Below are 23394 nucleotides of genomic sequence, written 5' to 3'. Positions count from 1 at the left end.
ATCATCAGTCGTCCAGACCGGCGGCATCGTCCTCGTCGCGGCGCGCTTCGGCGGCGACGAACTTCTCGCGCAGGGCAGCTTCGAGCTTGGCCGCAACCGCAGGGTTGTCCTTCAGGTACTGGCGGGCGTTTTCCTTGCCCTGGCCGATGCGCTCGCCGTCGTAGCCGTACCAGGCGCCGGATTTCTCGACCAGCTTGGCCTCAACGCCCATGTCGATCAGCTCGCCTTCGCGCGAGATGCCCTCGCCGTAGAGGATTTCGGTGACCACCTGCTTGAATGGAGGCGCCAGCTTGTTCTTCACGACCTTGATGCGGGTCTGGTTGCCGATGATCTCGTCGCCCTTCTTGATCGCGCCGATGCGGCGGATGTCCAGGCGCACCGAGGCGTAGAACTTGAGCGCGTTGCCGCCGGTCGTGGTTTCCGGGCTCTGGCCCGGCATCATCACGCCGATCTTCATGCGCAGCTGGTTGATGAAGAACACCATGCAGTTGGAACGCTTGATGTTGCCGGTCAGCTTGCGCAGCGCCTGGCTCATCAGGCGGGCCTGCAGGCCCGGGAGCTGGTCGCCCATCTCGCCTTCGATTTCGGCCTTGGGGGTCAGCGCCGCGACCGAGTCGACCACGACCATGTCGACGGCGTTCGAGCGCACCAGCATGTCGGCGATTTCCAGTGCCTGCTCGCCGGTGTCGGGCTGGCTGACCAGCAGGTCGTCGACGTTGACGCCGAGCTTGGCGGCGTAGATCGGGTCGAGTGCGTGCTCGGCGTCGATGAAGGCGCAGGTGCCGCCCTGCTTCTGGCATTCGGCGATGGTCTGCAGGGTGAGCGTGGTCTTGCCCGAGGATTCCGGACCGTAGATCTCCACGACGCGCCCCTTGGGCAGGCCGCCGATACCCAGCGCGATGTCGAGCATCAGCGAGCCGGTGCCGATGACCTCCGTCGCCTCGATCGTGCGGTCGCCCATGCGCATCACCGAGCCCTTGCCGAACTGCTTTTCGATCTGGCCCAGGGCGGCCGAAAGGGCGCGCTTCTTGTTGTCGTCCATCGTGGATTCCTTGTCAGTGGCTTGGAGGTCGTTGCGTGGGAGGCAATCTAGCCGGCGCGTATCGCACGGGCTGAGACGCCATCGCCCCGATTGCGAATGTGGTCGAGCGGACAGCGGCGCGGCAGGAGGGGTGCCCGGGACAGGGGGTGGGAATTCTCCGCACCACCCTGCCCCGGAACGCCACTGACGCTGTCGGGATTCATCGGTTGGGCCTTACGAGGCCGCAGTACAGGCCTTCTATCGCGAAGTCCTGGTCGGGCTCGACCTCGATCGGCGGATAGTCGGGATTGCGCGGGAGCAGGCGGATCCGGTCCTTGCCGATCTTCAGCAGCTTGACGGTGATCTCGTCGTCGATGCGCGCGACCACGATCTGGCCCGAGCGCGCATCGCGCGTGCGGTGCACGCCGATCAGGTCGCCACTGAAGATGCCCTCGTCGCGCATCGAGTCGCCCTTCACCTTGAGCAGGTAGTCGGGCGTGGGCGAGAAGAACACGCGGTCGAGCAGGACGAAGTCGTCCGAGCCGATGTCGGCGCCGATCGGCCGGCCGGCGGCGACCTGGCCGAGCACCGGCAGGCGCAGCGCATGGTCGGGCGCATCGGCCGCTTCGACGTGCTTCACCGGCAACTCGATGCCCGACACCTCCGGCACCGCGCACAGGCGGATCGCGCGGGCGCGGCCGGGCATGCGCTGTATGGCACCGGCCTGTTCCAGCGCCTCGAGGTGGTACTGGGCCGCGCGCACGCTGCTGAACCCCATCGCGCGGGCGATCTCGGTCTGCGACGGCGGCACGCCGTCGGCCTCGATGCGGTCCGCGATCAGGGCGAGGATGGCGCGCTGGGTGTCGGTGATATCCATTAGTAGCAATACTACTAACAGACTTTTCGGGGCGTCAACCCGCCCGGCGGGCCGTCCGTCAGGACATCAGTTCGGCCAGGCCGTGAAGGGCCGCGGCGACGGTCTGGCGGCGAACGGCATCGCGGTCCCCGTCGAAGTGGAAGGTCACCGCGGTCGGATAGCCGCCGCGCCGCTTCCACGCGATCCACACGGTGCCGACCGGCTTGTCGTCGGTGCCGCCGCCCGGGCCGGCGATGCCGGTCACTGCGACGGCCAGGGTCGCGCCGGAATGCACCAGCGCGCCGGAGACCATCTCGATCACCGTCTCGCGGCTGACCGCGCCGTGCTGTTCCAGGGTCTGCGGACGCACGCCCAGCAGCGCCTGCTTGGCCTCGTAGCTGTAGGCCGCCATGCCGCACTCGAACCAGTTCGAGGAACCGGGAATGTCGGTAAGGGTCTTGGCGATCCAGCCGCCGGTGCAGCTTTCGGCGGTGACCAGGGTCTGTCGATGGGAGCGGGCGGCTTCGGCTACCTGCTCGGCGAGGCGCAGCAGGGCGGCATCGGTGACGTCGTTCTTCATGCGCGAACTATACCGCCCCGCGACGTGGACTCCGGCCCCTCCCGCGGAGGGGCCGGAGCGTCGGGTCAGTACATCACGCGCAGGGTCAGGCCGTAGGTGCGCGGCGCGCCGAGGAAGGCGTTCCACGAACCGGTCTGCAACGGTGCGTCGAAACCGACCTGCATGTACTCCTCGTCGGTGAAGTTCAGCGCCCACGCCTCGACCGACCAGCGCTGGTTGCTGGCGCCGACGATGAAGCGCGCGTTGCCCACCGTATAGGCGTCCTGTGCCTTTTCCGGATCGAGGTCGGAGCCGGTGTTGTAGTCGGACATGTACTTGGCGCCGATGTTGAAGCGCCCGATCAGCGTATCGGTGAAGTCCCACTCGTAGCTCACCGAGGCACTTGCGGACCAGTACGGCGCGAAGCTGGCGCGACTGCCCGGCAGGCGTGCCAGGTCCGCATCGGGCAGTGGATCGTCGCCGTATCGCGTGTCGGCGTAGACCACGCCGCCCTGCAGGCTCAGGCCATCCAGACGGGTCTGCCACAGCACTTCGGTGTCGATGCCCTTGGAGATCACTTCGGGAATCGAGCGCACCACGAAGCTGGTCCCGAGGAAGCTGTTGAGCTGGAAGTCGTCGTAGGTCTGGTGGAACAGCGTGGCGTTGAGCAGCAGGTTGCCGTCGGCCCAGGTGGTCTTGCTGCCCAGCTCGTAGCTGTCGACGAACTCCCCCGGGAACGAGGTATCGCTCACCGGCACGATGCCCGCGGTGCCGCTCGACAGGCCGTTCGACGACTGCACGCGGTCGAGGTTGAAGCCACCGGCCTTGTAGCCGCGCGCGGCCGAGGCGTAGACCATCACCGTTTCGTTGAAACGGTACGCGGCCTTGAGCGTGCCCGACCACTCCTTCTCTTCGCGCTCCTGGTGCGTGTTGCGCCCGTTGTGCTGCACGTTCGCCCACGGCAGGCAGCCGAAGCCGATCACCTGCGGCACCAGCGCCGGCACCGCCGCCGCCGGGACGCCACGCGCGACCAGCGCTGCGCCGACACGCGACGGATTGGACAGCAGCGCCGCGCAGCCCGGGCCTCCGTTGGGATTGCTGTAGATCGAGTCGAGCGTCTTCTCTTCGCGCGTGTAGCGCAGGCCCAGCGTGAGGTCGAGCGCGTCGGTCGCGTGCCAGGTGTTGTTGGTGAAGATCGCCGTGCTCTTGGCGTTCTGTTCGTAGTCGTCGTCGGCACCGAGGCCGGCGAAGCTGGTGCCGAACGGACGCCCGGTGGCCTGCGAGAAGAACGTCGCCGCGTTGGCCATGTTCACCATGCCCGCCGGGAAGCGCGAGGCCACCTGGCCCAGCACCGCGGTCGACAGGTACGGCTCGTAGCCCGCACCGATGCGATAGGAATCGTGGCGGGTCAGGTCCTCGTCGGAATAGAACAGGCCGACCATCCAGTCCACGCGATCGGTCGAGCCGGTCAGGCGGAACTCCTGGCTCAGCGTTTCGAACGCGGTCAGCGATTCGTCCGGATCGGCCTCGCGGTACAGCAGGTCGGCGCTGGAGAAATCGAAGTCCAGGCCGTTGATGGCCTGCCAGTCGCGCCAGCCGGTGATCGAGGTCAGCTCCGCGCCACCGAACCACGGCGTGGTCCAGTCGACCTGCATCGCCACGCCCTTGTCCTTGATGTCCTGCGACGTGCTGCGATTGCTCCACACCTCGCGTGCGAACGGATCGGCGCTCGGCGACACGCCTTCGTCGGTGGCCAACGCGTCGATGATCGCGGCGGTCGGGCCGCGCACGGTGGTCACGCCGGCGCAGCAGTTTTCCTCGCGACTTGTGAAGTCGGCGATGAAGTTGATGTCGAGCGTGTCGGTGGGCTCGAACAGCAACTGGCCGCGCAGCGAATGGAAGTTCTGGTCGGAATCCTCGTCCTCGACGCGTGGACCGGCGCCCGTGTGCACGTCGAGGTAGCCGTCACGCTTGCGCTTGGCGGCATACACGCGGAACGCGGCGTTGTCGCTGAGCGGCGTATTGAGCGACCCGGACACGCCCAATGCGTTGTAGTTGCCCGCGGTGATCTCGCCTTCGACCTGGGTGATGTAATGCGGGCGCTTGGTGATCACGTTGATCACGCCGGCGGAGGTGTTCTTGCCGAACACCGTGCCCTGCGGTCCCTTGAGCACTTCGATGCGTTCGATCTCGCCGAGGTCGCCGAAACCCACGCCGTTGCGCGGACGGTAGATGCCGTCGATCACCACACCGACCGACGATTCCAGGCCGGCGTTGTCGCCGACCGTGCCGATACCGCGGATGCGCGCGACGGTCTGCACTTCGCTCTGGGTGCTGGTGACGGTCAGGCCGGGAACCAGCACCTGTAGATCCTTGACGTCGCGCACGCCGGTGTCCTGGATGATCCGGTCGTCCAGCGCGGTGACCACGATCGGTACGTCCTGCAGCGCTTCCTCGCGCTTCTGCGCGGTCACGGTGAGCGCGGCGAGCGTGGTCGGTTCATCGTTCGTGGTCTCGTTCGGCCTGCGCTTGCGCGCTTCTTCCGATGCGGCGGGCTCGGGCGTTTCCTGCGCTTGAACCATCGGCAACGACATCGATCCCAGCGTGGCCGCAACGGCGAGCGTGAGGATCTTCCTGCGACGCGACTTTCTCGAAACGGGCACGGCTGGCTTGCACGACAGCATGGCATCCCCTCCCCTTCGAACGATGTTGTTATGACGAACGACGGAGCATCCGCTCGCGCTGGTGCCCGTCCGGTTTTTTTCTTTGTTCTACCCTCGAATGAATGCCGTCGCCCCATCCCCTCGCGATCGCTTCCGATGCGTGCGGCCCTGCGGCAGCGTACGGCCGGTCGAACCTACCACCCCTCCGGCGCGGCACCACGCCGCAGCGCAGCAGGGCGGCCCGGCGCGGCCGGCGTCCCCGGATCATGGAAACGCCGCGCCCGCAACCGGGCCGAAAGCATCGCCGGCTGCTAGCCTATCGGCCTCCCATCGCCGGCCCGCCGGCGCCGATCCGTCCCGCAGAATCCGATCCATGAGTCCAGCCGACCGGCCGCAAGAACACACGCCCCTGATGAAGCAGTATTTCGCCGCCAAGGCGGAACATCCGGACGTGCTGCTGTTCTTCCGCATGGGCGACTTCTACGAGCTGTTCTACGACGACGCGCGCAAGGCCGCGCGGCTGCTCGACATCACGCTGACCCAGCGCGGCCAGTCGGCCGGCCAGCCGATCCCGATGGCCGGCGTGCCGCACCATGCGGCCGAGGGCTATCTCGCGCGGCTGGTGGCGCTGGGCGAATCGGTGGCGATCTGCGAGCAGATCGGCGATCCGGCCCTGGCCAAGGGCATCGTCGACCGCAAGGTGGTGCGGATCGTCACGCCCGGCACGGTCACCGACGAGGCGTTGCTGAACGAGCGCCGCGACACGCTGCTGCTCACCATCGCGCGCGGCAAGCACGGCTATGGACTCGCCTGGGCCGATCTCGCCGGCGGCCGTTTCCTGGTCAATGAAGTCGCCAGCGACGACGCGCTGGAAGCTGAGCTCGCGCGCCTGGAACCGGCCGAAACACTGGTCGCCGACGAGGACGGCTGGCCGGCGTTCGTCGCCGAGCGCACCGGCCTGCGTCGCCGTCCGCCGTGGCTGTTCGACGCCGACAGCGGCCGTCGCCAGCTGCTGCGCTTCTTCAACCTGCACGACCTGTCCGGCTTCGGCCTGGAAGACAAGCCGCTGTCGATCGCCGCCGCCGCGGCGTTGCTCGGCTACGTCGAGGAAACCCAGAAGCAGCGCCTGCCGCACCTGACCTCGATCGCGGTGGAATCCGGCGACGGCGCGATCGCGATGAACGCGGCCACGCGCCGCCACCTCGAACTCGACACGCGCCTGGACGGCGATCATCGCCACACCCTGCTCGGCGTCCTCGATTCGACCGTGACGCCGATGGGCGGGCGGCTGTTGCGCCGCTGGCTGCACCGGCCGTTGCGTGACCGCGCGCCGCTGCGACTGCGCCAGCAGGCCGTCGCCACGCTGATCGATTCGCGCGCCGGCGACGACGTGCGCGAGCGCTTCCGCGCGCTCGGCGATCTCGAGCGCATCCTCTCGCGCATCGCCTTGCGCAGCGCGCGTCCGCGCGACCTGTCCACGCTGCGCGACGGCCTGGGCATGCTGCCGCAGGTGCGCGCGACGCTGGCGCCGCTGGATTCGCCGCGACTGGCGGAACTGGCGGCCGAGCTCGGCGAGCACGACGAACACGCGCACCTGCTGGCGTCGGCGATCGTGCCGCAGCCGCCGGTACTCGCGCGCGACGGCGGCGTGTTCGCCGAAGGCTACGATGCCGAACTCGACGAACTGCGCACGCTGTCCACGCATGCCGACCAGTTCCTGATCGACCTGGAAGCGCGAGAGAAGGCCGCCACCGGCATCCCGACGCTGAAGGTCGGCTACAACCGCGTGCACGGCTACTACATCGAGATCAGCAAGGGCCAGTCGGACAAGGCCCCGACGCATTACACGCGCCGGCAGACGCTGACCGGCGCCGAGCGTTACATCACCGAGGAACTCAAGCAGTTCGAGGACAAGGTGCTGTCGGCGCGGGAACGCTCGCTCTCGCGCGAACGTCTTCTGTACGAACAGCTGCTCGATTCGCTCAACGAACGCCTGGAGCCGCTCAAGCGCTGCGCCGGCGCGCTGAGCGAGCTGGACGTGCTGTGCTGCTTCGCCGAACGCGCGCAGGCGCTGGACTGGACCCAGCCACACCTCAGCGACGACGCCGGCCTGCACATCGAACGCGGCCGCCATCCGGTCGTCGAAGCGGTGCGCAACGATCCGTTCGAACCCAACGACCTGCGCCTGGACGATGCGCGCCGCATGCTGGTCATCACCGGCCCGAACATGGGCGGTAAATCGACCTACATGCGCCAGAACGCGCTGATCGTGCTGCTTGCGCACATCGGCGGATTCGTTCCGGCATCGCGCGCGGTGATCGGCCCGATCGACCGCATCCTCACCCGCATCGGCGCCGGCGACGACCTCGCACGCGGGCAGTCGACCTTCATGGTCGAGATGAGCGAGACCAGCTACATCCTCCACCACGCAACCGCGCAGTCGCTGGTGCTGATGGACGAGATCGGCCGAGGCACGTCGACCTACGACGGCCTCGCACTGGCGGAAGCCTGTGCGCGCCACCTCGCGCACCACAATCGCGCGTACACGCTGTTCGCCACGCACTACTTCGAACTCACCACGCTGGCCGAACCCGGCAGTGGCATCGCCAACGTGCACCTGGACGCCGTCGAACATGGCGACCAGCTGGTCTTCATGCATGCGGTGAAGGACGGTCCGGCGGATCGCAGCTTCGGCCTGCAGGTCGCCGCATTGGCCGGCCTGCCGAAGAGCGTCGTGCAGCAGGCGCGTGGACGGCTGGCCGAGCTCGAACAGCAAAGCCGCGACGCACCCATGCCGTCGCTCGCACCGGTCGCGCTGGATGCGCCCCAGCAGTTCGGCCTGTTCGCGCCCTCCTCCGCCGCGCTGGAAGCGTTGGCTTCGATCGATCCGGACGACCTCACACCGAAGCAGGCGCTGGAAGCGCTGTACCGGCTGAAATCGCTGGGCTGACCGGGCGCCGCGCCGCCACACGCGGCGTGCGCGCTTCACATCGACGAGAACCCGTGGTGCGCCACGCTCGCCCCGCTTTGGGCGCGCTTTGGCGTGCCCATTCCGCACGTCCGTGCAACACGACGGTCCCACGCCGGGAGTACGTTGAGCCCTGCGCGCTCGCAGGCGATAGCCCATCGCTATCGGATCGTTCGCAATGAACGATTTTCACCAATCGCGCTCCGTGCCTAGTCTGAAGTCCTCATCGACAGAAGGGAGTCCCCCATGAGCCAGCCGTCCGACAAGTCCGACAAGCCCGCCAAGACTCCGTTGACCACCGCCTTCGGCGCGCCGGTCATCGACAACGACAACAGCCTCACCGCCGGCCCGCGCGGGCCATTGCTGATGCAGGACGTGTGGCTGATCGAGAAGCTCGCCAACCTCAACCGCGAGATCATTCCCGAGCGGCGCATGCACGCGAAGGGTTCCGGCGCGTTCGGCACCTTCACCGTCACCAACGACATCAGCAAGTACACCCGCGCGAAGATCTTCTCCGCGGTCGGCAAGAAGACCGAGATGTTCGCCCGCTTCACCACTGTCGCCGGCGAGCGCGGTGCGGCCGACGCCGAGCGCGACATCCGCGGCTTCGCGCTGAAGTTCTACACCGAGGAAGGCAATTGGGACCTGGTCGGCAACAACACGCCGGTGTTCTTCGTGCGCGATCCGCGCAAGTTCCCCGACCTCAACAAGGCGGTCAAGCGCGATCCGAAGACCAACCTGCGCAGCGCGCGCAACAACTGGGACTTCTGGACCAGCCTGCCCGAAGCGCTGCATCAGGTGACCATCGTGATGAGCGATCGCGGCATCCCCGCGAGCTATCGCCACATGCACGGTTTCGGTTCGCACACCTACAGCCTGTACAACGACAAGGGCGAACGCTTCTGGGTGAAGTTCCACATCCGCACCCAGCAGGGCATCAAGAACCTGACCGACGCCGAAGCGCAGGACCTGATCGGACGCGACCGCGAAAGCCACCAGCGCGACCTGTTCGACGCGATCGAACGCGGCGAATTCCCGAAGTGGACGATGTACATCCAGGTGATGCCGGAAACCGATGCTGAGAAGGTGCCGTACCACCCGTTCGACCTGACCAAGGTGTGGCCGCACAAGGACTACCCGATGATCGAAGTCGGCGTGATGGAGCTCAACCGCAATCCGCAGAACTTCTACGCCGACGTCGAACAGAGCGCGTTCGCACCGAACAACCTCGTGCCCGGCATCAGCGTCTCGCCGGACAAGATGCTGCAGGCGCGGCTGTTCGCGTACTCCGATGCGCAGCGCTATCGCCTGGGCGTGAACCACCACCAGATCCCGGTGAATGCGGCGCGTTGCCCGGTGCACAGCAACCATCGCGATGGCGCGATGCGCGTTGACGGCAACTACGGCGACAACCTGCACTACACGCCCAACAGCTACGGCCAATGGGAAGCGCAGCCGGAATACCGCGAGCCGGCGCTGAAGATCAACGGCAGCGCGGACTTCTGGAACTTCCGCGAGGACGACGCGGACTACTTCAAGCAGCCTGGCGATCTGTTCCGCCTGATGACGCCGGAGCAGCAGCAGGTGCTGTTCGACAACACCGCGCGCGCGATGGGCGATGCGCCGGACTTCATCAAGCAGCGCCACATCGCCAACTGCTCGAAGGCCGATCCGGCGTATGGCGCGGGTGTGGCGAAGGCGTTGAAGATGGAAGCCGGAGACCCGAACCACGTGCACAGCGGCACGGTCGACCATCCGGTCGAAGCCGGCTGATCGCGTCGCGCGAGTAATTGAAAAAGCCCGGCGTCGTCGCCGGGCTTTTTTCTTGCGTCGATGTCTTCACACCATCACGACGAATGAACGTCGCGGCGCTAGCATCGAGTCCCCACTTCGAGTGCCGCGCCATGAACGCTCCGCTGACCGACGATCTCCTCAACCAGCTGCAGGGACAGCCACTGGCCGACATCGGCAGCCAGCTCGGCCTGAGCCCGTCGCAGACGTCCAACGCAGTGGCCGCCGCGCTTCCGCTGCTGATGGGCGCGCTCGGCCGCAACGCCAGCCAGCCGCAAGGCGCCGATGCGCTGTTCGGCGCACTGCAGCGCGATCACACCGGGCTCGACATGGGCAGCGTGCTGGGTTCGGTACTCGGTGGCGGTGGTCAGGGCGGCTCGATGCTCGGCCACATCTTCGGCGCGCGCCAGCAGGGCGCCGCGCAGGGCCTGGGTGCGGTCACCGGTCTGGGCAGCAACCAGGCGAGTGGGCTGTTGCAGATGCTCGCGCCGCTGGTGATGGCCTACCTCGCCAAGCAGATGTTCTCCGGCGGCGGCAATGCGGCCAGCCAGCAGGGCGCGTCACCGCAGATGCTGGGCGATATCCTCGGGCAGGAACGCCAGGGCATCGCGCAGCAGGGCGGCATCGGCGGCGGCCTGATGGGTGCGGTGCTCGATCGCGACGGCGACGGCGACACCGATTTCTCCGATCTGATCGGCCTCGCCGGCTCGGTGCTGGGCGGCGGACGTCGCTGACGCAGGCGTCGCCTGCGCGATTCAGGTCGCGTCGATGTCGCCGAGGGCGCGGATCAGGCGCCGCGCGCGCTTGTCGGGTTTGGTTTCCGGCGCGCGGTAGCCGGTCCGCTCGGCGATACGCAGCGCACGCGCCTGTTCGCGCGCGATCCGCGAGGCTTCGCTTTCGGCGTACAGACTTTGCGCCACGCTGGCCGGGCCGCGCGTGTCGCTGAGACCGCGCACTTCGACCTCGAACACTTCCTCCGCGCGGGCGATGCGCAGCGCATCGCCGATGCGCACGGCGCGCGACGCCTTGGCGCGCTGTCCGCCGACATCGACCTTGCCGGTCTCGATCGCATGCTTGGCCAGCGAGCGCGTCTTGTAGAACCGCGCGGCCCACAGCCACAGGTCCAGTCGCACCGCCGTTGCCGTACCGAGGTCTTCGCTCACCGCGTTCCGCACCCGCGCCTGCTTTTCATCCCAACGTAGTATCGCAGGCCTTGGGGGATGTCCGCGCGTGCTTTCGGTCAGGGCATCGCGTTCGCATCGCGGGTGCTAGGGTGCGCGTCTTTCCCGGCCCGGACACCGCATGGCGCCCCGCACCCACAACCTCACCGAAGGCCCCATCGGCCGCAACCTGTTCGCGTTCGCCCTGCCGATCCTCGCCGGCAACGCGGCGCAGTCGCTCAACGGCTCGGTGAATGCGGTCTGGGTGGGGCGGTTCCTGGGCGAAGAAGCGCTCACGGCGACCGCCAACGCCAACAACATCATGTTCTTCCTGATCGGCTCGGTATTCGGCATCGGCATGGCGGCGACGATCCTGATCGCGCAGGCCATCGGTGCGCGCGACCTCGGCCAGGCCAAGCGCGTGATGGGCACGAGTGCGACGTTCTTCATCGGCCTGTCGGCCGCGATCGCGGCGCTGGGTTGGTGGATGTCGCGACACCTGCTGGCGGCGATGGGCACGCCGGAGGCATCGCTGCACCTGGCCGAGGACTACCTGCAGGTGATCTTCCTCGCGATGCCGGCGCTGTATGCGTTCGCCTTCGTCACCGCAGCGCTGCGCGGCGTCGGCGATTCGCGCACGCCGTTCCGCTTCCTGCTGGTGGCGGTGCTGCTGGACATCGTGATGAACCCGCTGCTGATCTTCGGCATCGGACCGTTCCCGGAACTGGGCATCGCCGGTTCGGCGTGGGCGACGCTGGTCTCGCAGGTCGTCACGCTCACGGCGCTGCTCGCCTATCTGCGCCACAAGCGCCACATGCTGTGGCTGGGCCGGCGCGACGCTCACCTGTTCCGCATCGATCCCACCATCCTGCGCGCGCTCATCGTCAAGGGCGTGCCGATGGGCCTGCAGATGGTGCTGATCTCGCTGGCGATGATCGCGATGATGACGATGGTCAACCATCACGGCACCGACACCACCGCGGCCTACGGCGCGGCGCTGCAGTTGTGGACTTACGTGCAGATGCCGGCGATGGCGGTCGGCGCGGCGTGTTCGTCGATGGCAGCGCAGAACGTCGGCGCGAACCGCTGGGATCGCGTGGCGGCCACGGCACGCGCCGGCGTGCTGATGAACTTCATGCTCACCGGCGCGCTGATCGTGCCGCTGATCGTGTTCGACCGCTGGACGCTGGCGCTGTTCCTGCCGCAGGGCAGCGACGCACTGGAGGTCGCGCGCCACCTCAACCACATCTCGGTGTGGTCGTTCCTGTTCTTCGGCGTGACGTTCGTGGTGTCCGGCGTGGTGCGCTCGACCGGCGCGGTAGTGCCGCCGCTGCTGATCCTCGCCGCCGCGCTGTGGGGCGTGCGCGTACCGTTCGCGACGTTCCTGCAACCGCATCTGGGCGTCGATGCGATCTGGTGGAGTTTCCCGGTCAGTGCGGTGTTCTCGATGCTGATGGCGCTGGCGTATTACCGCTACGGCGGATGGCGGCGCGCGCGCATGCTGCCGCCCGATCGCCACGAAGTCGCCGTGCCCGCGGAAGTGCCGGCGACCCCGCCCTCGCCCGTCGCCGATCCCAGCGCGGAACCCGACGACGAAGCCGAAGCATTGCAGCAGCCAGCGCGCTGAGCGTCAGATCGCCACGCCGACTTCGGCCAGGCGCTGGCGCAAACGGACGAGGTGGCTGCCGGGCCAATAGACCTGGCGGCAATCGCGGCAACGGCTGATCGCGTGCACATCGATGCCGGGCGGCAAGGCATGCATCGCGCGCCGGCCGAGCTTGCCCGGATCGAGCTTTCCGGGTTGCGGACGATCAGGGTCGCGGATGTTGGGCGCATGCCCGGGATCGCTCGGTGCGGGGTCGCCCTCGTCCGGATCGCGACGTTCGTGTTCGCGCGGATCGGGATCGCGCTCCTTCGGCGGCGACGGCCCGGGATCGTCCTGCTTCGGCGCATCGCGATCCGGATCGTGCTCGTCGGTTACGAGAGATTCGACCGCACCATTGCAGCGCGCGCAGCGCGAGAACGGCGCGATGCGCGCATCGAGCTGGAAGCGATCGAGCACTTCGCGCAACTGCCGGCGTGGATCGGTCGCGTGCAGGAACGCGCCGTGCGTGACTGCCGAACGCTTGAGCAGGCCCGTGTCGCGACTGAGCAGGATGCGTCGCTGCGCGCGCGAAATCGCGGTCAGCTCATCGTCGTCGTAATCGTTGCGGTAGAGCGTGTCGAAACCGAGCAGGCGCAAGTACGAGGCCAGCCGTCCCAGGTGCACGTCCAGCACGAAACGCGGCTCGCGCAGCGGTCGCGGACGCAAGCGACTGGTTTCGGCCACGTCGAAGCGTTCGAACATCGGATACACCGCGACGCGCTCACCGCCGGTGAGGCGATGGGTGAACGGCACCGGTGTGCCATCGACGAGGATCAGGTCGACTTCGGTGTGCGGCACGCCGAGCGACTGGATGCGGTCCTTGACCGAAGGCGTGCCATCGAAGGCATGGTGGAAGCTGCGCTTGCGACGCTCCGGTGGAAGGAAGTCGCCGAGCTCTTCGTAGAAGCGGAATTCGCACTGGCGCAGCACGCTCGCCACGATGACTCCATGCGCAGGTTCCGTTCGAGCCTACGCCGCCATGCGTGGGCGTCGCGGCAAGATGCGGACGCCAGAAACGACAACGGCCGCCCTGAGGCGGCCGTTGAAGCGCTGCAGGGGCGAAGCCCCGCGCGAAATTACTCGGACTTGGCGTAGGCCGACAGATCTTCCTTGATGCGCGCCTTCTTGCCCTGCAGACCACGCAGGTAGTACAGCTTGCCGGCGCGGACCTTGCCGCGGCGCTTCACGTCGACCGACGCGATGGTGGCGCTGTGGGTCTGGAACACGCGCTCGACGCCGTAGCCGTGCGAGATCTTGCGCACGGTGAACGAGGAGTTCAGGCCGGCGCTCTTGATCGCGATGACCACGCCTTCGTAGGCCTGGACGCGCTCGCGGTTGCCTTCCTTGACCTTCACGTTGACGACGACGGTGTCGCCCTGGCTGAAGTCGGGAAGCTGGCGCTGGATCTGCTCGGCTTCGAAGTTCTGGACGAGCGTGTGGATGGAGGGCTTGTTCATGGCTTTGGCCTGTTGGAGTCGTTGTAGCGCGAGTGCACGTGGACCCGCGTCTGGCATGGGTGAAGCTTAAGGAGGTGACGCGAAGCCGCGCATTATAGCGGCATTTTTCCTTACGGGGCTAGCGGTTACGTCCCGGAAGCCCCGGCAATCGGGTCGGCCGGGCCTTCGCCCCCGGACCGGCTGTTCAGCTGGGCCCGGTAGGCGGCCAGCAGCTTTCGGTCGGCCTTGGACAGGGCGGACTCGTCGAGCAGGTCCGGTCGCCGCTCCCAGGTCCGGCCGAGCGACTGCATCCGCCGCCACTTGGCGATTTCGGCGTGGTTCCCGGACATCAGCACCTCCGGGACCGTCCCCAGCTCGTGCTCGACCGGCCGGGTGTAATGCGGGCAGTCCAGCAGACCGTCCTCGAAGCTGTCCTGCACGGCGGACTCGGCGTCGCCCAGGACGCCCTCGCGGAGCCGGGCGACCGCATCGACGACCACCGCCGCGGCCAGTTCGCCGCCGGACAGCACGTAGTCGCCGATCGAGAGTTCCTCGTCGACCTCGGCCCGGATCAGGCGCTCGTCGATGCCTTCGTAGCGGCCGCAGAGCAGGATCAGGCGCTCATGGCCGGCCAGTTCGCGGACCTTGGCCTGGGTCAGCGGCGCGCCCTGCGGACTCATGTAGACGACCCTGGCCGTACCCTCGCCCGCTTCGCGCGCCGCACGCAGGCTGGCGCGCAGCGGATCGACGAGCATCACCATGCCCGGCCCGCCGCCGAAGGGACGGTCGTCGACGCGGCGATAGTTGCCTTCGGCGTAGTCGCGCGGGTTCCAGCCGTGCACGGACAGCAGGCCCCGCTCCACCGCACGGCCGACCACGCCGAATGCCGCGCACTGCGCGACGAAGTCCGGGAACAGGCTGACGATGTCGATGCGCATGGGCGACTCGCTATGACGTTCCGTGCGAGCGCACGGAAACGGGAAATCAGAAGTCCGGATCCCAGTCCACCGTCACCACGCCGCCGTCGAAATCGACGGACACGACGTACTGCGGCTGGACGAACGGAATCATGCGCTCGCGTTCGTCGTCGCGGGCGACGAGGACGTCGTTGGCGCCGGTCGCGAACAGATGCGACACCGTGCCCAGAGGCGTGCCGTCGACGGTGACGACGCGCAGGCCTTCCAGGTCGACCCAGTAGTACTCGCCTTCGCTCGGCGGCGGCAGCGCCGAACGCGGGGCATAGATCTCGGTGCCGCGCATCGCCTCGATGGCGTCGCGGTCGGTGACGTCCGGGAAGGTCGCAACGGTGTACTTGCCGCTTTCCTTGCCGCGCACGCCGCGCACTTCGCGCTCGTTGCCCTGCGCGTCGCGCAGGATCCAGGGCTGGTAGCGGAAGATCGCGCTGCGCGGTTCCGTCCAGGACTCGAGTTTGGCTTCGCCCTTGATGCCAAAAGCGCCGGAAATCCTGCCTAGCAGGATCCGGCGCTCTCGGGATCCGGTGCGCTCCGTGGAGTCGCCCGTCATGTGATCGTGGCCGCGCACAGGGCGCGGCCCGCGGATCAGGCGGCGGTCGCGGCCTTGGCCGCTTCCTTGTAGATCACGGCGACCTTGTCGGTCAGCTGTGCGCCGTTCTTGATCCAGTGCTGGACGCGCTCGACGTCGAGCTCGACGCGCTTCTCGGCGCCCTGGGCGACCGGGTTGTAGTAGCCCACGCGCTCGATGTTGCGGCCGTCACGGGCGTTGCGGCTGTCGGTGACGATGACGTGGTAGAACGGACGCTTCTTGGCGCCGCCGCGAGCCAGACGAATCTTGACCATGGTTCGGTGTTTCCTGTGTTGCCCAGCTGCCGGGATGGCAGGGTAAGCCGGCAAGTATAAGCCATTGATCGGGGTGGGGAAACCCCGTAATGCGCCATGTTCAGACGGGGCCGGCGCCCCCTCTTCCACCCCTTCGGGGCACCTTCTCCCGCGAGGGGAGAAGGGAGAGGCTGGAGCCGTCTGGAGAGGGCCGTCAGCGGAACGGCATACCGCCCCGCGCGCCCATCATGCCCTTCATCCCGCGCATCAGGCCCTTGAGGCCGCCGCCGGACAGCTTGGACATCATCTTTTCCATCTGCTGGTACTGCTTCATCAGCTTGTTGACGTCGGCCGGAGTCAGGCCGGCGCCCTTGGCGATGCGGGCGCGGCGCGAGCCGTTCAGCAGCCCCGGATTGCGGCGCTCCTTCTTCGTCATCGAATTGATGATGGCGACCATGCGCGGCACTTCCTTGCCCGTGACCTGGTTCTTCACCGTGTCCGGGATCTGGCCCATGCCCGGCAGCTTGTCCATGAGGCCGTGCAGGCCGCCCATGTTCTGCATCTGCTCGAGCTGGTCCTTCATGTCGTTGAGGTCGAACTTCTTGCCCTTGGCGACCTTCTCGGCGAGCTTCTGCGCCTTGTCCTTGTCGACCTGCTGCTCGACCTGCTCGACCAGCGACAGCACGTCGCCCATGTCGAGGATGCGGCTGGCGATGCGGTCCGGGTGGAACACGTCGAGGCCGTCGGGCTTCTCGCCCACGCCGATGAACTTGATCGGGCGCTGGGTGATGTAGCGCACGCTCAGCGCTGCGCCGCCACGCGCGTCGCCATCGGTCTTGGTGAGCACCACGCCGGTCAGCGGCAGCGCCTCACCGAAGTGCTTGGCGGTGACGGCGGCGTCCTGGCCGGTCATCGAATCGACCACGAACAGCGTCTCCACCGGCTTCACCGCCGCGTGCAACGCCTTGATCTCGGCCATCATCGCTTCGTCGATGCTGGTGCGGCCGGCGGTGTCGACCAGCAGCACGTCGACGAACGACTTGCGGGCGTCGTCGATCGCGGCGCGGACGATGTCCTCCGGCTTCTGGTCGGCGCTGGACGGGAAGAACAGCACGTCGACCTGCTGCGCCAGCGTCTTCAGCTGTTCGATCGCGGCCGGACGATAGACGTCGGCCGACACCACCATCACCTTCTTCTTGCGCTTTTCCTTCAGGTGCTTGGCGAGCTTGGCGACCGTGGTGGTCTTGCCCGCGCCCTGCAGGCCGGCCATCAGGATCACCGCCGGCGCCGGCACGTTGAGGTTGAGGTCGGCGGCCTGCGAGCCCATCACCGCCGTCATCTCGTCGCGCACGACCTTGATCAGCGCCTGGCCCGGGGTCAGCGACTTCAGCACTTCCTGGCCGACCGCGCGCACCTTGATGCGCTCGATCAGCGCCTGCACCACCGGCAGGGCGACGTCGGCCTCGAGCAGCGCGATGCGCACCTCGCGCAGCGACTCGCGGATGTTCTCCTCGGTCAGGCGACCGCGGCCGCGCAGGCGCTCGATGGTGCCGGAGAGGCGCTGGGTCAGGGATTCGAACATGCGGTGCGACCTGGAGGGGAAGCGGAAAACGGGGCGCGAAGTATAGCCCCGCCCCCATGACCGCGTCCGTGTCGTGCGCCCCTGCGGTTCGTCTCGCCGCTGTGCGACACTGCCCTGATGACAATCGTTCTCATCGCCGTCGTCCTGTATCTGGTCGCAGCCGCGCTGCTCGTCACCGACGTGCAGCGCCAGCGCATTTCGCGGGCCTGGCTGTTGCCGGCAGCGGCTGCGGTGCTGATGCACGCGGCGGCACACCTGATGGGATGGAACGAAACCGGCGGCGCCGAGATGCACTTCTTCGCGGCGATGTCGCTGGTCGGCCTCGGCATGGCGACGCTCACCACCTTCGTGGGCGCCGGCGGACGCATGCCCGCCCTGGGCGTGGTGGTCTTCCCGCTGGCGGCGCTGACCCTGTCGGGCTATCACCAGCACGGGCACGTGCCGGGGGATCAGCTCGACTGGCGCCTGCAGCTGCACGCGTGGATGGCCCTGCTCGCCTATGCGACCCTGGCCATCGCCGCGCTGCTGGCGGTGATGCTGTGGCTGCAGGAACGCGCCCTGCGCCGTCGCGAGTTCCACCGCTGGCTGCGCGCTCTGCCGCCGCTGGTCGAACTCGAAACGCTGATGTTCCGGACGATCGGCGTCGGTTTCGCGCTGCTGACCGGCACGCTGCTGACCGGCGTGCTGTTCGTCGAGAACCTGTTCGCCCAGCACCTGGTCCACAAGACCGTCCTGAGCGTGCTGTCGTGGCTGCTGTTCGGCGGCCTGCTGCTCGGCCGCTGGCGCTACGGCTGGCGTGGCGCCACCGCGGTCCGCTGGACGCTCACGGCGATGGCCTTCCTGATGCTGGCCTTCTTCGGCAGCCGGGCCGTGCTCGAGCTGGTCCTGGGCCGCACCTGACCGCCATTCAGCCCGCGCTTCGCGGGCATCCGTTGCCGCAACAATATTTGCCTTGACAAATATTGTCCGGGCGAAGAATATTTCGCCCCCATGAGCCTCCCCCGCCCCGCCTGTAGCGGTTCCACCCTCGGCCTCCTGTTCCGGCAGGTCCGCGACGCCATGTGGGCGCGCATGGAGCGCGAGCTCGCCGATGCCGGCCACGAGCTGACCTTCAGCCAGTACATCGCGCTGAAGAAGCTCTCCGACGGCCCGCACGGCGTCACCGATCTCGCCCGCGCGGCCGAACTGAACCCCGGTGCGATGACCCGCCTGCTCGACAAGCTCGAAGCGCGCGGTCTGGTCGCACGCGTCGCCGATCCCGCCGATCGTCGCGCGCTGAACATCCACCTCACGGATGCCGGCGTGGCGATGTGGCAGGACGTCAACCAGTGCGGGCAGCGTGTGCGCGAGCGCGCGATGCACGGCATGAGCGATGCCGAACGCGATCAACTCACGCGCCTGCTCGAGCAGGTGCGCGACAACCTTTCCTTTACCGACGCCTGATCATGTCCCACACCATCACCGGCCCGCACAGCGGGCTGAAGCCCGTGCTCTCCGCGCTGGCGGCGGCACTGATCCTCACCGCCTGCGCCAGCTCGCGCGGTCTGGCGCCCGAAGGCCGGCCACTCGAGGCCGACAGCCTGCAGGCGCAACGCAGCCTGTCCGCAGGCGCCGCGTCCGACGCGGCCTTCCCGTCGCAGGACTGGTGGAAGACGCTCGGTGATGCGCAGCTCGATGCGCTTATCGCCGAAGCGCTGCAGGGCACGCCGAGCCTCGACGCCGCCGACGCGCGCGTGCGCCAGGCGATCGCGCAGTCCGGACTGGCCGATGCCGCGCGCAAGCCGACGCTCGGCGCAAGCGCGCAGTACTCCGGCGTGCAGATCCCCGAGACCGTCGCACCCGATCCGTTCGGCGGTTCGTACCAGGGCATCGGACTGCTGAGCCTCAACTTCAAGTACACCTTTGATCTGTGGGGCGGCGAGAAAGCACGCTGGCAGGCCGCCGTCGGCCAGGCCCGCGCTGCGGAAGTCGATGCGCAGGCCGCACGCCTGACGCTGTCGTCGAACATCGCGCGCGCCTACGTCGCACTCGCACAGGCCTTCGCCGCGAACGATGTCGCCAAGGCCGACCACGAGCGCGCCAAGCAGTTGCTCGACCTCGGTCGCCAGCGCGTCGCCGCCGGCCTCGACAACCAGCTGCAGATCCGCAATGCGGAAGCCTCAGTCGCCAGTGCCGAACAGCAGATGCAGGCGAGCGAGCACGAAGTCGAGACCACGCGCAACGCGATCGCCGCGCTGCTCGGCAAGGGCCCTGATCGCGGTCGCGACATCGCGCGCCCGGCCGTGCTCGACGCGCCGACGCCGCAGGTGCCGTCGGTGCTGCCGAGCGAACTGCTCGGACATCGTCCCGACGTGGTCGCCGCGCGCTGGCGCGTGGAAGCCGCGCAGCACGGCATCAAGGCGAGCAAGGCGGCGTTCTATCCGACCATCAACCTCAGCGCGATGGCGGGTCTCGCCGCGGGCAGCCTCGGTGATCTGTTCAGCAGCGAAGCGCTGCTGTTGCAGGGCGGCCCGGCGATCAGCCTGCCGATCTTCGACGGCGGTCACCTGCGCAACCAGCTGATGAAGAGCGACGCCGACTACGATCTCGCCGTCGCGACCTACAACCAGTCGCTGGTCGGTGCCCTGCGCGAAGTCGCCGACGCACTGCACACCGCGCGTTCGCTCGACGGCCAGATGGTCTCCGCCACGCAGGCACGCGACGCCGCGCAGAGCGCATGGGACATCGCGACTTCGCGTTATCGCGCAGGCCTCGGCACGCAGCTCGACGTGCTCGCCGCGCAGCGTCCGCTGCTCGAACTCGATCGCCAGCTCACCGTGCTGCGCGCGCAGCGACTCGCCGCTTCCATCGACCTCGACCGCGCGCTCGGCGGCGGTCTGGTCCTCAACGCTCCGAATTCCGAAAACATCGCCAAGGCCGCCACGCCATGACCACCGAACCCAATCCCAACGCCAAGGCGGCCGCGCCGCAGACCAACGGCAAGCGCAAGAAGGCGCTGTCGATCCTCGCCGCCGTGGTCGCCGTGGGCGGCCTGAGCTGGGCCGCGTGGTACCTGCTCGTCGCGCGCTTCCACGAAGACACCGACGACGCCTACGTGCAGGGCAACGTCGTCAGCATCGTGCCGCAGACGATGGGCACGGTGGTCAGCATCGACGCCGACGACGGCATGAAGGTCGAAGCCGGCCAGCCGCTGGTCCACCTCGATCCGAACGACGCGCGCGTGGCCTACGACCAGGCCGTCGCCAACCTCGCCAACACCGTGCGCCAGGTGCGCGGCCTGTACGACGCGGTCGATGCCGGTGCGGCCGACCTTTCCGCGCGCGAAGCGCAGGTCGCGCGTGCACGTGCCGACCTCAAGCGTCGCGAAGGACTCGTCGGCAACGGCGCGGTGTCGGCGGAAGAACTCGCGCATGCGCGCAACGAACTGGCCGTGCTCGAAGCCGGCCTGCGCGCGTCCAGCGGTAACCTGTCGCGCAACCGCGCGCTGGTCGATGCGACCACGGTGAGCAACCAGCCGCAGGTCGAAGCCGCCGCCTCGCAGGTGCGCCAGGCCTATCTCAACCTGCAGCGCACCGCGATCGTCGCACCGGTGTCGGGTTACATCGCCAAGCGCCAGGTGCAGCTCGGCCAGCGTGTGCAGCCGGGCGCCAACCTGATGACCATCGTCCCGCTGGAACAGCTGTGGATCGAAGCGAACTTCAAGGAAACGCAGTTGGCGAAGATGCGCATCGGCCAGCCGGTGAAGGTGCACGCCGATCTGTACGGCGGTGATGTCGAATACGACGGCAAGGTCGCCAGCCTCGGCATGGGCACGGGCAGCGCGTTCTCGCTGCTGCCGGCGCAGAACGCCAGCGGCAACTGGATCAAGATCGTGCAGCGCGTGCCGGTGCGCATCGAGATTGAGCCGAAGCAGCTGGCCGAACACCCGCTGCGCCTGGGTCTGTCGATGCACGCCGACGTCGCCATCCGCGACCAGGCCGGCCCGGTGCTCGCCGCCGCGCGCAAGGACGACAAACCGCTGTTCGCCACCGCCGCGTACGAGAAGCAGCTCGCCGATGCGAACGCGCTGATCGACAAGGTCATCCGCGAAAACCTGCCCGGCACGCGCCACGGCTGATACGCCCGTTTTCTCTCTTTGCCGTCATCCCCGCACGCGCGGGGATCCAGCGACTTCCCTCCCCCAAGGCGCAGGAGTCCCGCTCGCGCGGGAATGACGGCTCTCTCTTCCAGGCGGCGTCCGTCCGCGTTTCCAAGTCCCCATGTCGAACACCATCGCGCAACAGGAAGAGGAATTCGGACTGCCGGTCACGCCGGAGCCGAAGCCGCAGGCGGCGTTCCGTCCACCGAACATGGCATTGACGACGATAGGCCTTGCGCTGGCGTCGTTCATGCAGGTGCTCGACACCACCATCGCCAACGTGTCGTTGCCGACCATCTCCGGCAACCTCGGCGCCAGCGCCAACCAGGCGACGTGGGTCATCACCTCCTTCGCGGTGAGCAACGCGATCGCGCTGCCGCTGACGGGCTTCCTTACCCGTCGCTTCGGCGAACGCACGCTGTTCACCTGGGCGACGCTCGCCTTCGTCATCGCCTCGCTGCTGTGCGGCCTGGCCAACAGCATGGGCCTGCTGGTCGCCGCGCGCGCGCTGCAGGGTTTCGTGTGCGGACCGATGTATCCGGTCACGCAGGCACTGCTGATCTCGATCTATCCACCGCACAAACGCGGGCAGGCCATCGCGCTGCTGGCGATGGTGACGGTCGTCGCGCCCATCGCCGGCCCCATCCTCGGTGGCTGGATCACCGACAACTACAGCTGGGAGTGGATCTTCTTCATCAACGTGCCCATCGGCATCTTCTCCAGCATCGTGGTCGGACGGCAACTCAAGGGCCGACCAGAGCGGCTGGAGAAGCCGAAGATGGACTACATCGGCCTGGCGACGCTGGTGCTGGGCGTGGGCGCGCTGCAGATCATGCTCGACCTGGGCAACGACGAGGACTGGTTCAACTCGACCAAGATCGTGTGGCTGACCGTTGTCGCGGTGATCGCGCTGGCGGTGTTCGTGATCTGGGAACTCACCGAGAAGGACCCGATCGTCAACCTGCGCCTGTTCCGCCACCGTAATTTCGCCAGCGGCACGCTGGCGATGGTGATGGCGTACTCGGCGTTCTTCAGCGTGGGCCTGCTGGTGCCGTTGTGGCTGCAACGCAACCTCGGCTACACGCCGATCTGGGCCGGCTTCGCCAGCGCGCCCATCGGCATCCTGCCGGTGCTGCTCACGCCGCTGGTGGGCAAGTACGCCTCGAAGTTCGATCTGCGCATGCTGGCGACCTTCGCCTTCGTGGTGATGGCGAGCACCAGCTTCTACCGTTCCGGCTTCAACCTCGACGTGGATTTCCAGCGCGTGGCCGAAGTGCAGCTGTGGCAGGGACTGGGCGTGGCGTTGTTCTTCATGCCGGTGCTGACGATCCTGCTGTCGGACCTGGAACCGCACGAGATCGCCGCGGGTTCGGGCCTGGCGACCTTCGTGCGCACGCTCGGCGGCAGCTTCGCCGCGTCGCTGACGACGTGGGCCTGGAACCAGCGCACCACGGTGCACCACGCGCGCCTGACCGAAAACATCAGCGCGTACGATCCCAGCATGCAGCAGACCGTGGCCGCACTCGGCCAGGGCGACCTGCAACGTGGCGCGGTGATGCTCAATCAGGTGATCTCGCAGCAGGCGGCGCAGATCGGCTTCAACGAGATCTTCCACCTGCTCGGCATCCTGTTCCTGGTGGTGATCGTGTTCGTGTGGTTCGCCCGGCCGCCGTTCGCGGCGAAGATGGGCGGCGGCGCGGCGGCAGCGGGCGGACATTGAGCGCGTAGCAAGCCCCGAAGCTGCATCCACCGTCCCCGCACACGCGGGGATGGCGAGCA

Annotated in this window: 20 protein-coding genes; 9 read left to right on the top strand and 11 right to left on the bottom strand. The window is 67.8% G+C overall.

The window, feature by feature from the left end; all coding sequences use genetic code 11:
* Positions 1-4 precede the first annotated feature (4 nt).
* The 4 genes from recA to FOF45_RS12905 form a co-directional block, all read right to left on the bottom strand.
* Positions 5-1042 (bottom strand): recombinase RecA, encoded by a 1038-nt coding sequence (gene recA, locus FOF45_RS12920; protein ID WP_158985491.1) that lies wholly within the window; start codon positions 1040-1042, stop codon positions 5-7.
* Between the two features lie 199 nt (positions 1043-1241).
* The gene (lexA, locus tag FOF45_RS12915) at positions 1242-1898 is read right to left on the bottom strand and encodes a transcriptional repressor LexA (protein ID WP_158985489.1); all 657 of its coding nucleotides are present in this window, start codon (positions 1896-1898) and stop codon (positions 1242-1244) included.
* Between the two features lie 58 nt (positions 1899-1956).
* A complete protein-coding gene (locus FOF45_RS12910; protein ID WP_158985487.1) occupies positions 1957-2457 on the bottom strand; it encodes a CinA family protein in 501 nt (166 codons plus the stop codon).
* 65 nt (positions 2458-2522) lie between these two features.
* Positions 2523-5099 (bottom strand): TonB-dependent receptor, encoded by a 2577-nt coding sequence (locus FOF45_RS12905; protein WP_233264143.1) that lies wholly within the window; start codon positions 5097-5099, stop codon positions 2523-2525.
* 373 nt (positions 5100-5472) lie between these two features.
* Between FOF45_RS12905 and mutS the strand changes: the two genes are divergently transcribed.
* The 3 genes from mutS to FOF45_RS12890 all read left to right on the top strand — a co-directional run bounded on the left by mutS (position 5473) and on the right by FOF45_RS12890 (position 10592).
* On the top strand, positions 5473-8049 hold the full coding sequence (gene mutS / locus FOF45_RS12900; RefSeq protein ID WP_233264142.1) for a DNA mismatch repair protein MutS: 2577 nt from the start codon (positions 5473-5475) through the stop codon (positions 8047-8049).
* Positions 8050-8313: 264 nt separating this feature from the next.
* Positions 8314-9840, top strand: coding sequence for a catalase (locus tag FOF45_RS12895; RefSeq protein WP_158985485.1), 1527 nt, complete (start codon positions 8314-8316; stop codon positions 9838-9840).
* A gap of 131 nt (positions 9841-9971) precedes the next feature.
* On the top strand, positions 9972-10592 hold the full coding sequence (locus FOF45_RS12890) for a DUF937 domain-containing protein (RefSeq protein WP_158985483.1): 621 nt from the start codon (positions 9972-9974) through the stop codon (positions 10590-10592).
* 21 nt (positions 10593-10613) lie between these two features.
* On the opposite strand, the gene FOF45_RS12885 is transcribed toward FOF45_RS12890, so the two are convergent.
* Positions 10614-11021 (bottom strand): RNA-binding S4 domain-containing protein, encoded by a 408-nt coding sequence (locus FOF45_RS12885; protein ID WP_158985481.1) that lies wholly within the window; start codon positions 11019-11021, stop codon positions 10614-10616.
* A 139-nt stretch (positions 11022-11160) separates the two neighbouring features.
* Between FOF45_RS12885 and FOF45_RS12880 the strand changes: the two genes are divergently transcribed.
* Positions 11161-12645 carry an MATE family efflux transporter gene (locus FOF45_RS12880; RefSeq protein ID WP_158985479.1) on the top strand — a complete coding sequence of 495 codons (1485 nt, stop codon included), beginning with the start codon at positions 11161-11163 and terminating at the stop codon, positions 12643-12645.
* Between the two features lie 3 nt (positions 12646-12648).
* Here the strand turns inward: FOF45_RS12880 and FOF45_RS12875 are convergent, their stop codons facing one another.
* The 6 genes from FOF45_RS12875 to ffh form a co-directional block, all read right to left on the bottom strand.
* Positions 12649-13602, bottom strand: coding sequence for a Mut7-C RNAse domain-containing protein (locus tag FOF45_RS12875; RefSeq protein WP_158985477.1), 954 nt, complete (start codon positions 13600-13602; stop codon positions 12649-12651).
* A gap of 137 nt (positions 13603-13739) precedes the next feature.
* Positions 13740-14120 carry a 50S ribosomal protein L19 gene (rplS, locus tag FOF45_RS12870; protein ID WP_158985475.1) on the bottom strand — a complete coding sequence of 127 codons (381 nt, stop codon included), beginning with the start codon at positions 14118-14120 and terminating at the stop codon, positions 13740-13742.
* A gap of 125 nt (positions 14121-14245) precedes the next feature.
* Complete coding sequence (gene trmD, locus FOF45_RS12865; RefSeq protein WP_158985473.1) at positions 14246-15037, bottom strand: tRNA (guanosine(37)-N1)-methyltransferase TrmD; 792 nt, start codon at positions 15035-15037, stop codon at positions 14246-14248.
* A gap of 46 nt (positions 15038-15083) precedes the next feature.
* A complete protein-coding gene (gene rimM, locus FOF45_RS12860; RefSeq protein WP_158985472.1) occupies positions 15084-15623 on the bottom strand; it encodes a ribosome maturation factor RimM in 540 nt (179 codons plus the stop codon).
* A 35-nt stretch (positions 15624-15658) separates the two neighbouring features.
* Entirely contained in the window at positions 15659-15916 is a 258-nt protein-coding gene (gene rpsP / locus FOF45_RS12855; protein WP_158985471.1) for a 30S ribosomal protein S16, read from the bottom strand.
* A 193-nt stretch (positions 15917-16109) separates the two neighbouring features.
* A complete protein-coding gene (ffh, locus tag FOF45_RS12850; protein WP_158985470.1) occupies positions 16110-17477 on the bottom strand; it encodes a signal recognition particle protein in 1368 nt (455 codons plus the stop codon).
* Positions 17478-17594: 117 nt separating this feature from the next.
* Between ffh and FOF45_RS12845 the strand changes: the two genes are divergently transcribed.
* The 5 genes from FOF45_RS12845 (at position 17595) to FOF45_RS12825 (ending at position 23335) form a co-directional block, all read left to right on the top strand.
* Positions 17595-18377: a cytochrome C assembly family protein gene (locus FOF45_RS12845; RefSeq protein ID WP_158985469.1), complete on the top strand. Its 783-nt coding sequence runs from the start codon at positions 17595-17597 to the stop codon at positions 18375-18377.
* 90 nt (positions 18378-18467) lie between these two features.
* Positions 18468-18920, top strand: coding sequence for a MarR family winged helix-turn-helix transcriptional regulator (locus FOF45_RS12840; protein WP_158985468.1), 453 nt, complete (start codon positions 18468-18470; stop codon positions 18918-18920).
* Positions 18921-18922: 2 nt separating this feature from the next.
* Positions 18923-20407 (top strand): efflux transporter outer membrane subunit, encoded by a 1485-nt coding sequence (locus FOF45_RS12835; RefSeq protein ID WP_158985467.1) that lies wholly within the window; start codon positions 18923-18925, stop codon positions 20405-20407.
* On the top strand, positions 20404-21594 hold the full coding sequence (locus tag FOF45_RS12830; protein ID WP_158985466.1) for an HlyD/EmrA/EmrK family protein: 1191 nt from the start codon (positions 20404-20406) through the stop codon (positions 21592-21594). Before FOF45_RS12835 ends, FOF45_RS12830 begins: the two co-directional genes overlap by 4 nt.
* Before the next feature lie 142 nt (positions 21595-21736).
* Positions 21737-23335: a DHA2 family efflux MFS transporter permease subunit gene (locus tag FOF45_RS12825; RefSeq protein WP_158985464.1), complete on the top strand. Its 1599-nt coding sequence runs from the start codon at positions 21737-21739 to the stop codon at positions 23333-23335.
* The last annotated feature ends 59 nt before the right edge of the window (positions 23336-23394 follow it).

The sequence above is a fragment of the Lysobacter panacisoli genome (assembly GCF_009765165.1).
Taxonomy (GTDB): domain Bacteria; phylum Pseudomonadota; class Gammaproteobacteria; order Xanthomonadales; family Xanthomonadaceae; genus Lysobacter_J; species Lysobacter_J panacisoli.
The sequence above is the reverse complement of the archived record's forward strand: the minus strand, read 5'-3'. Positions and strand labels throughout refer to the sequence as shown.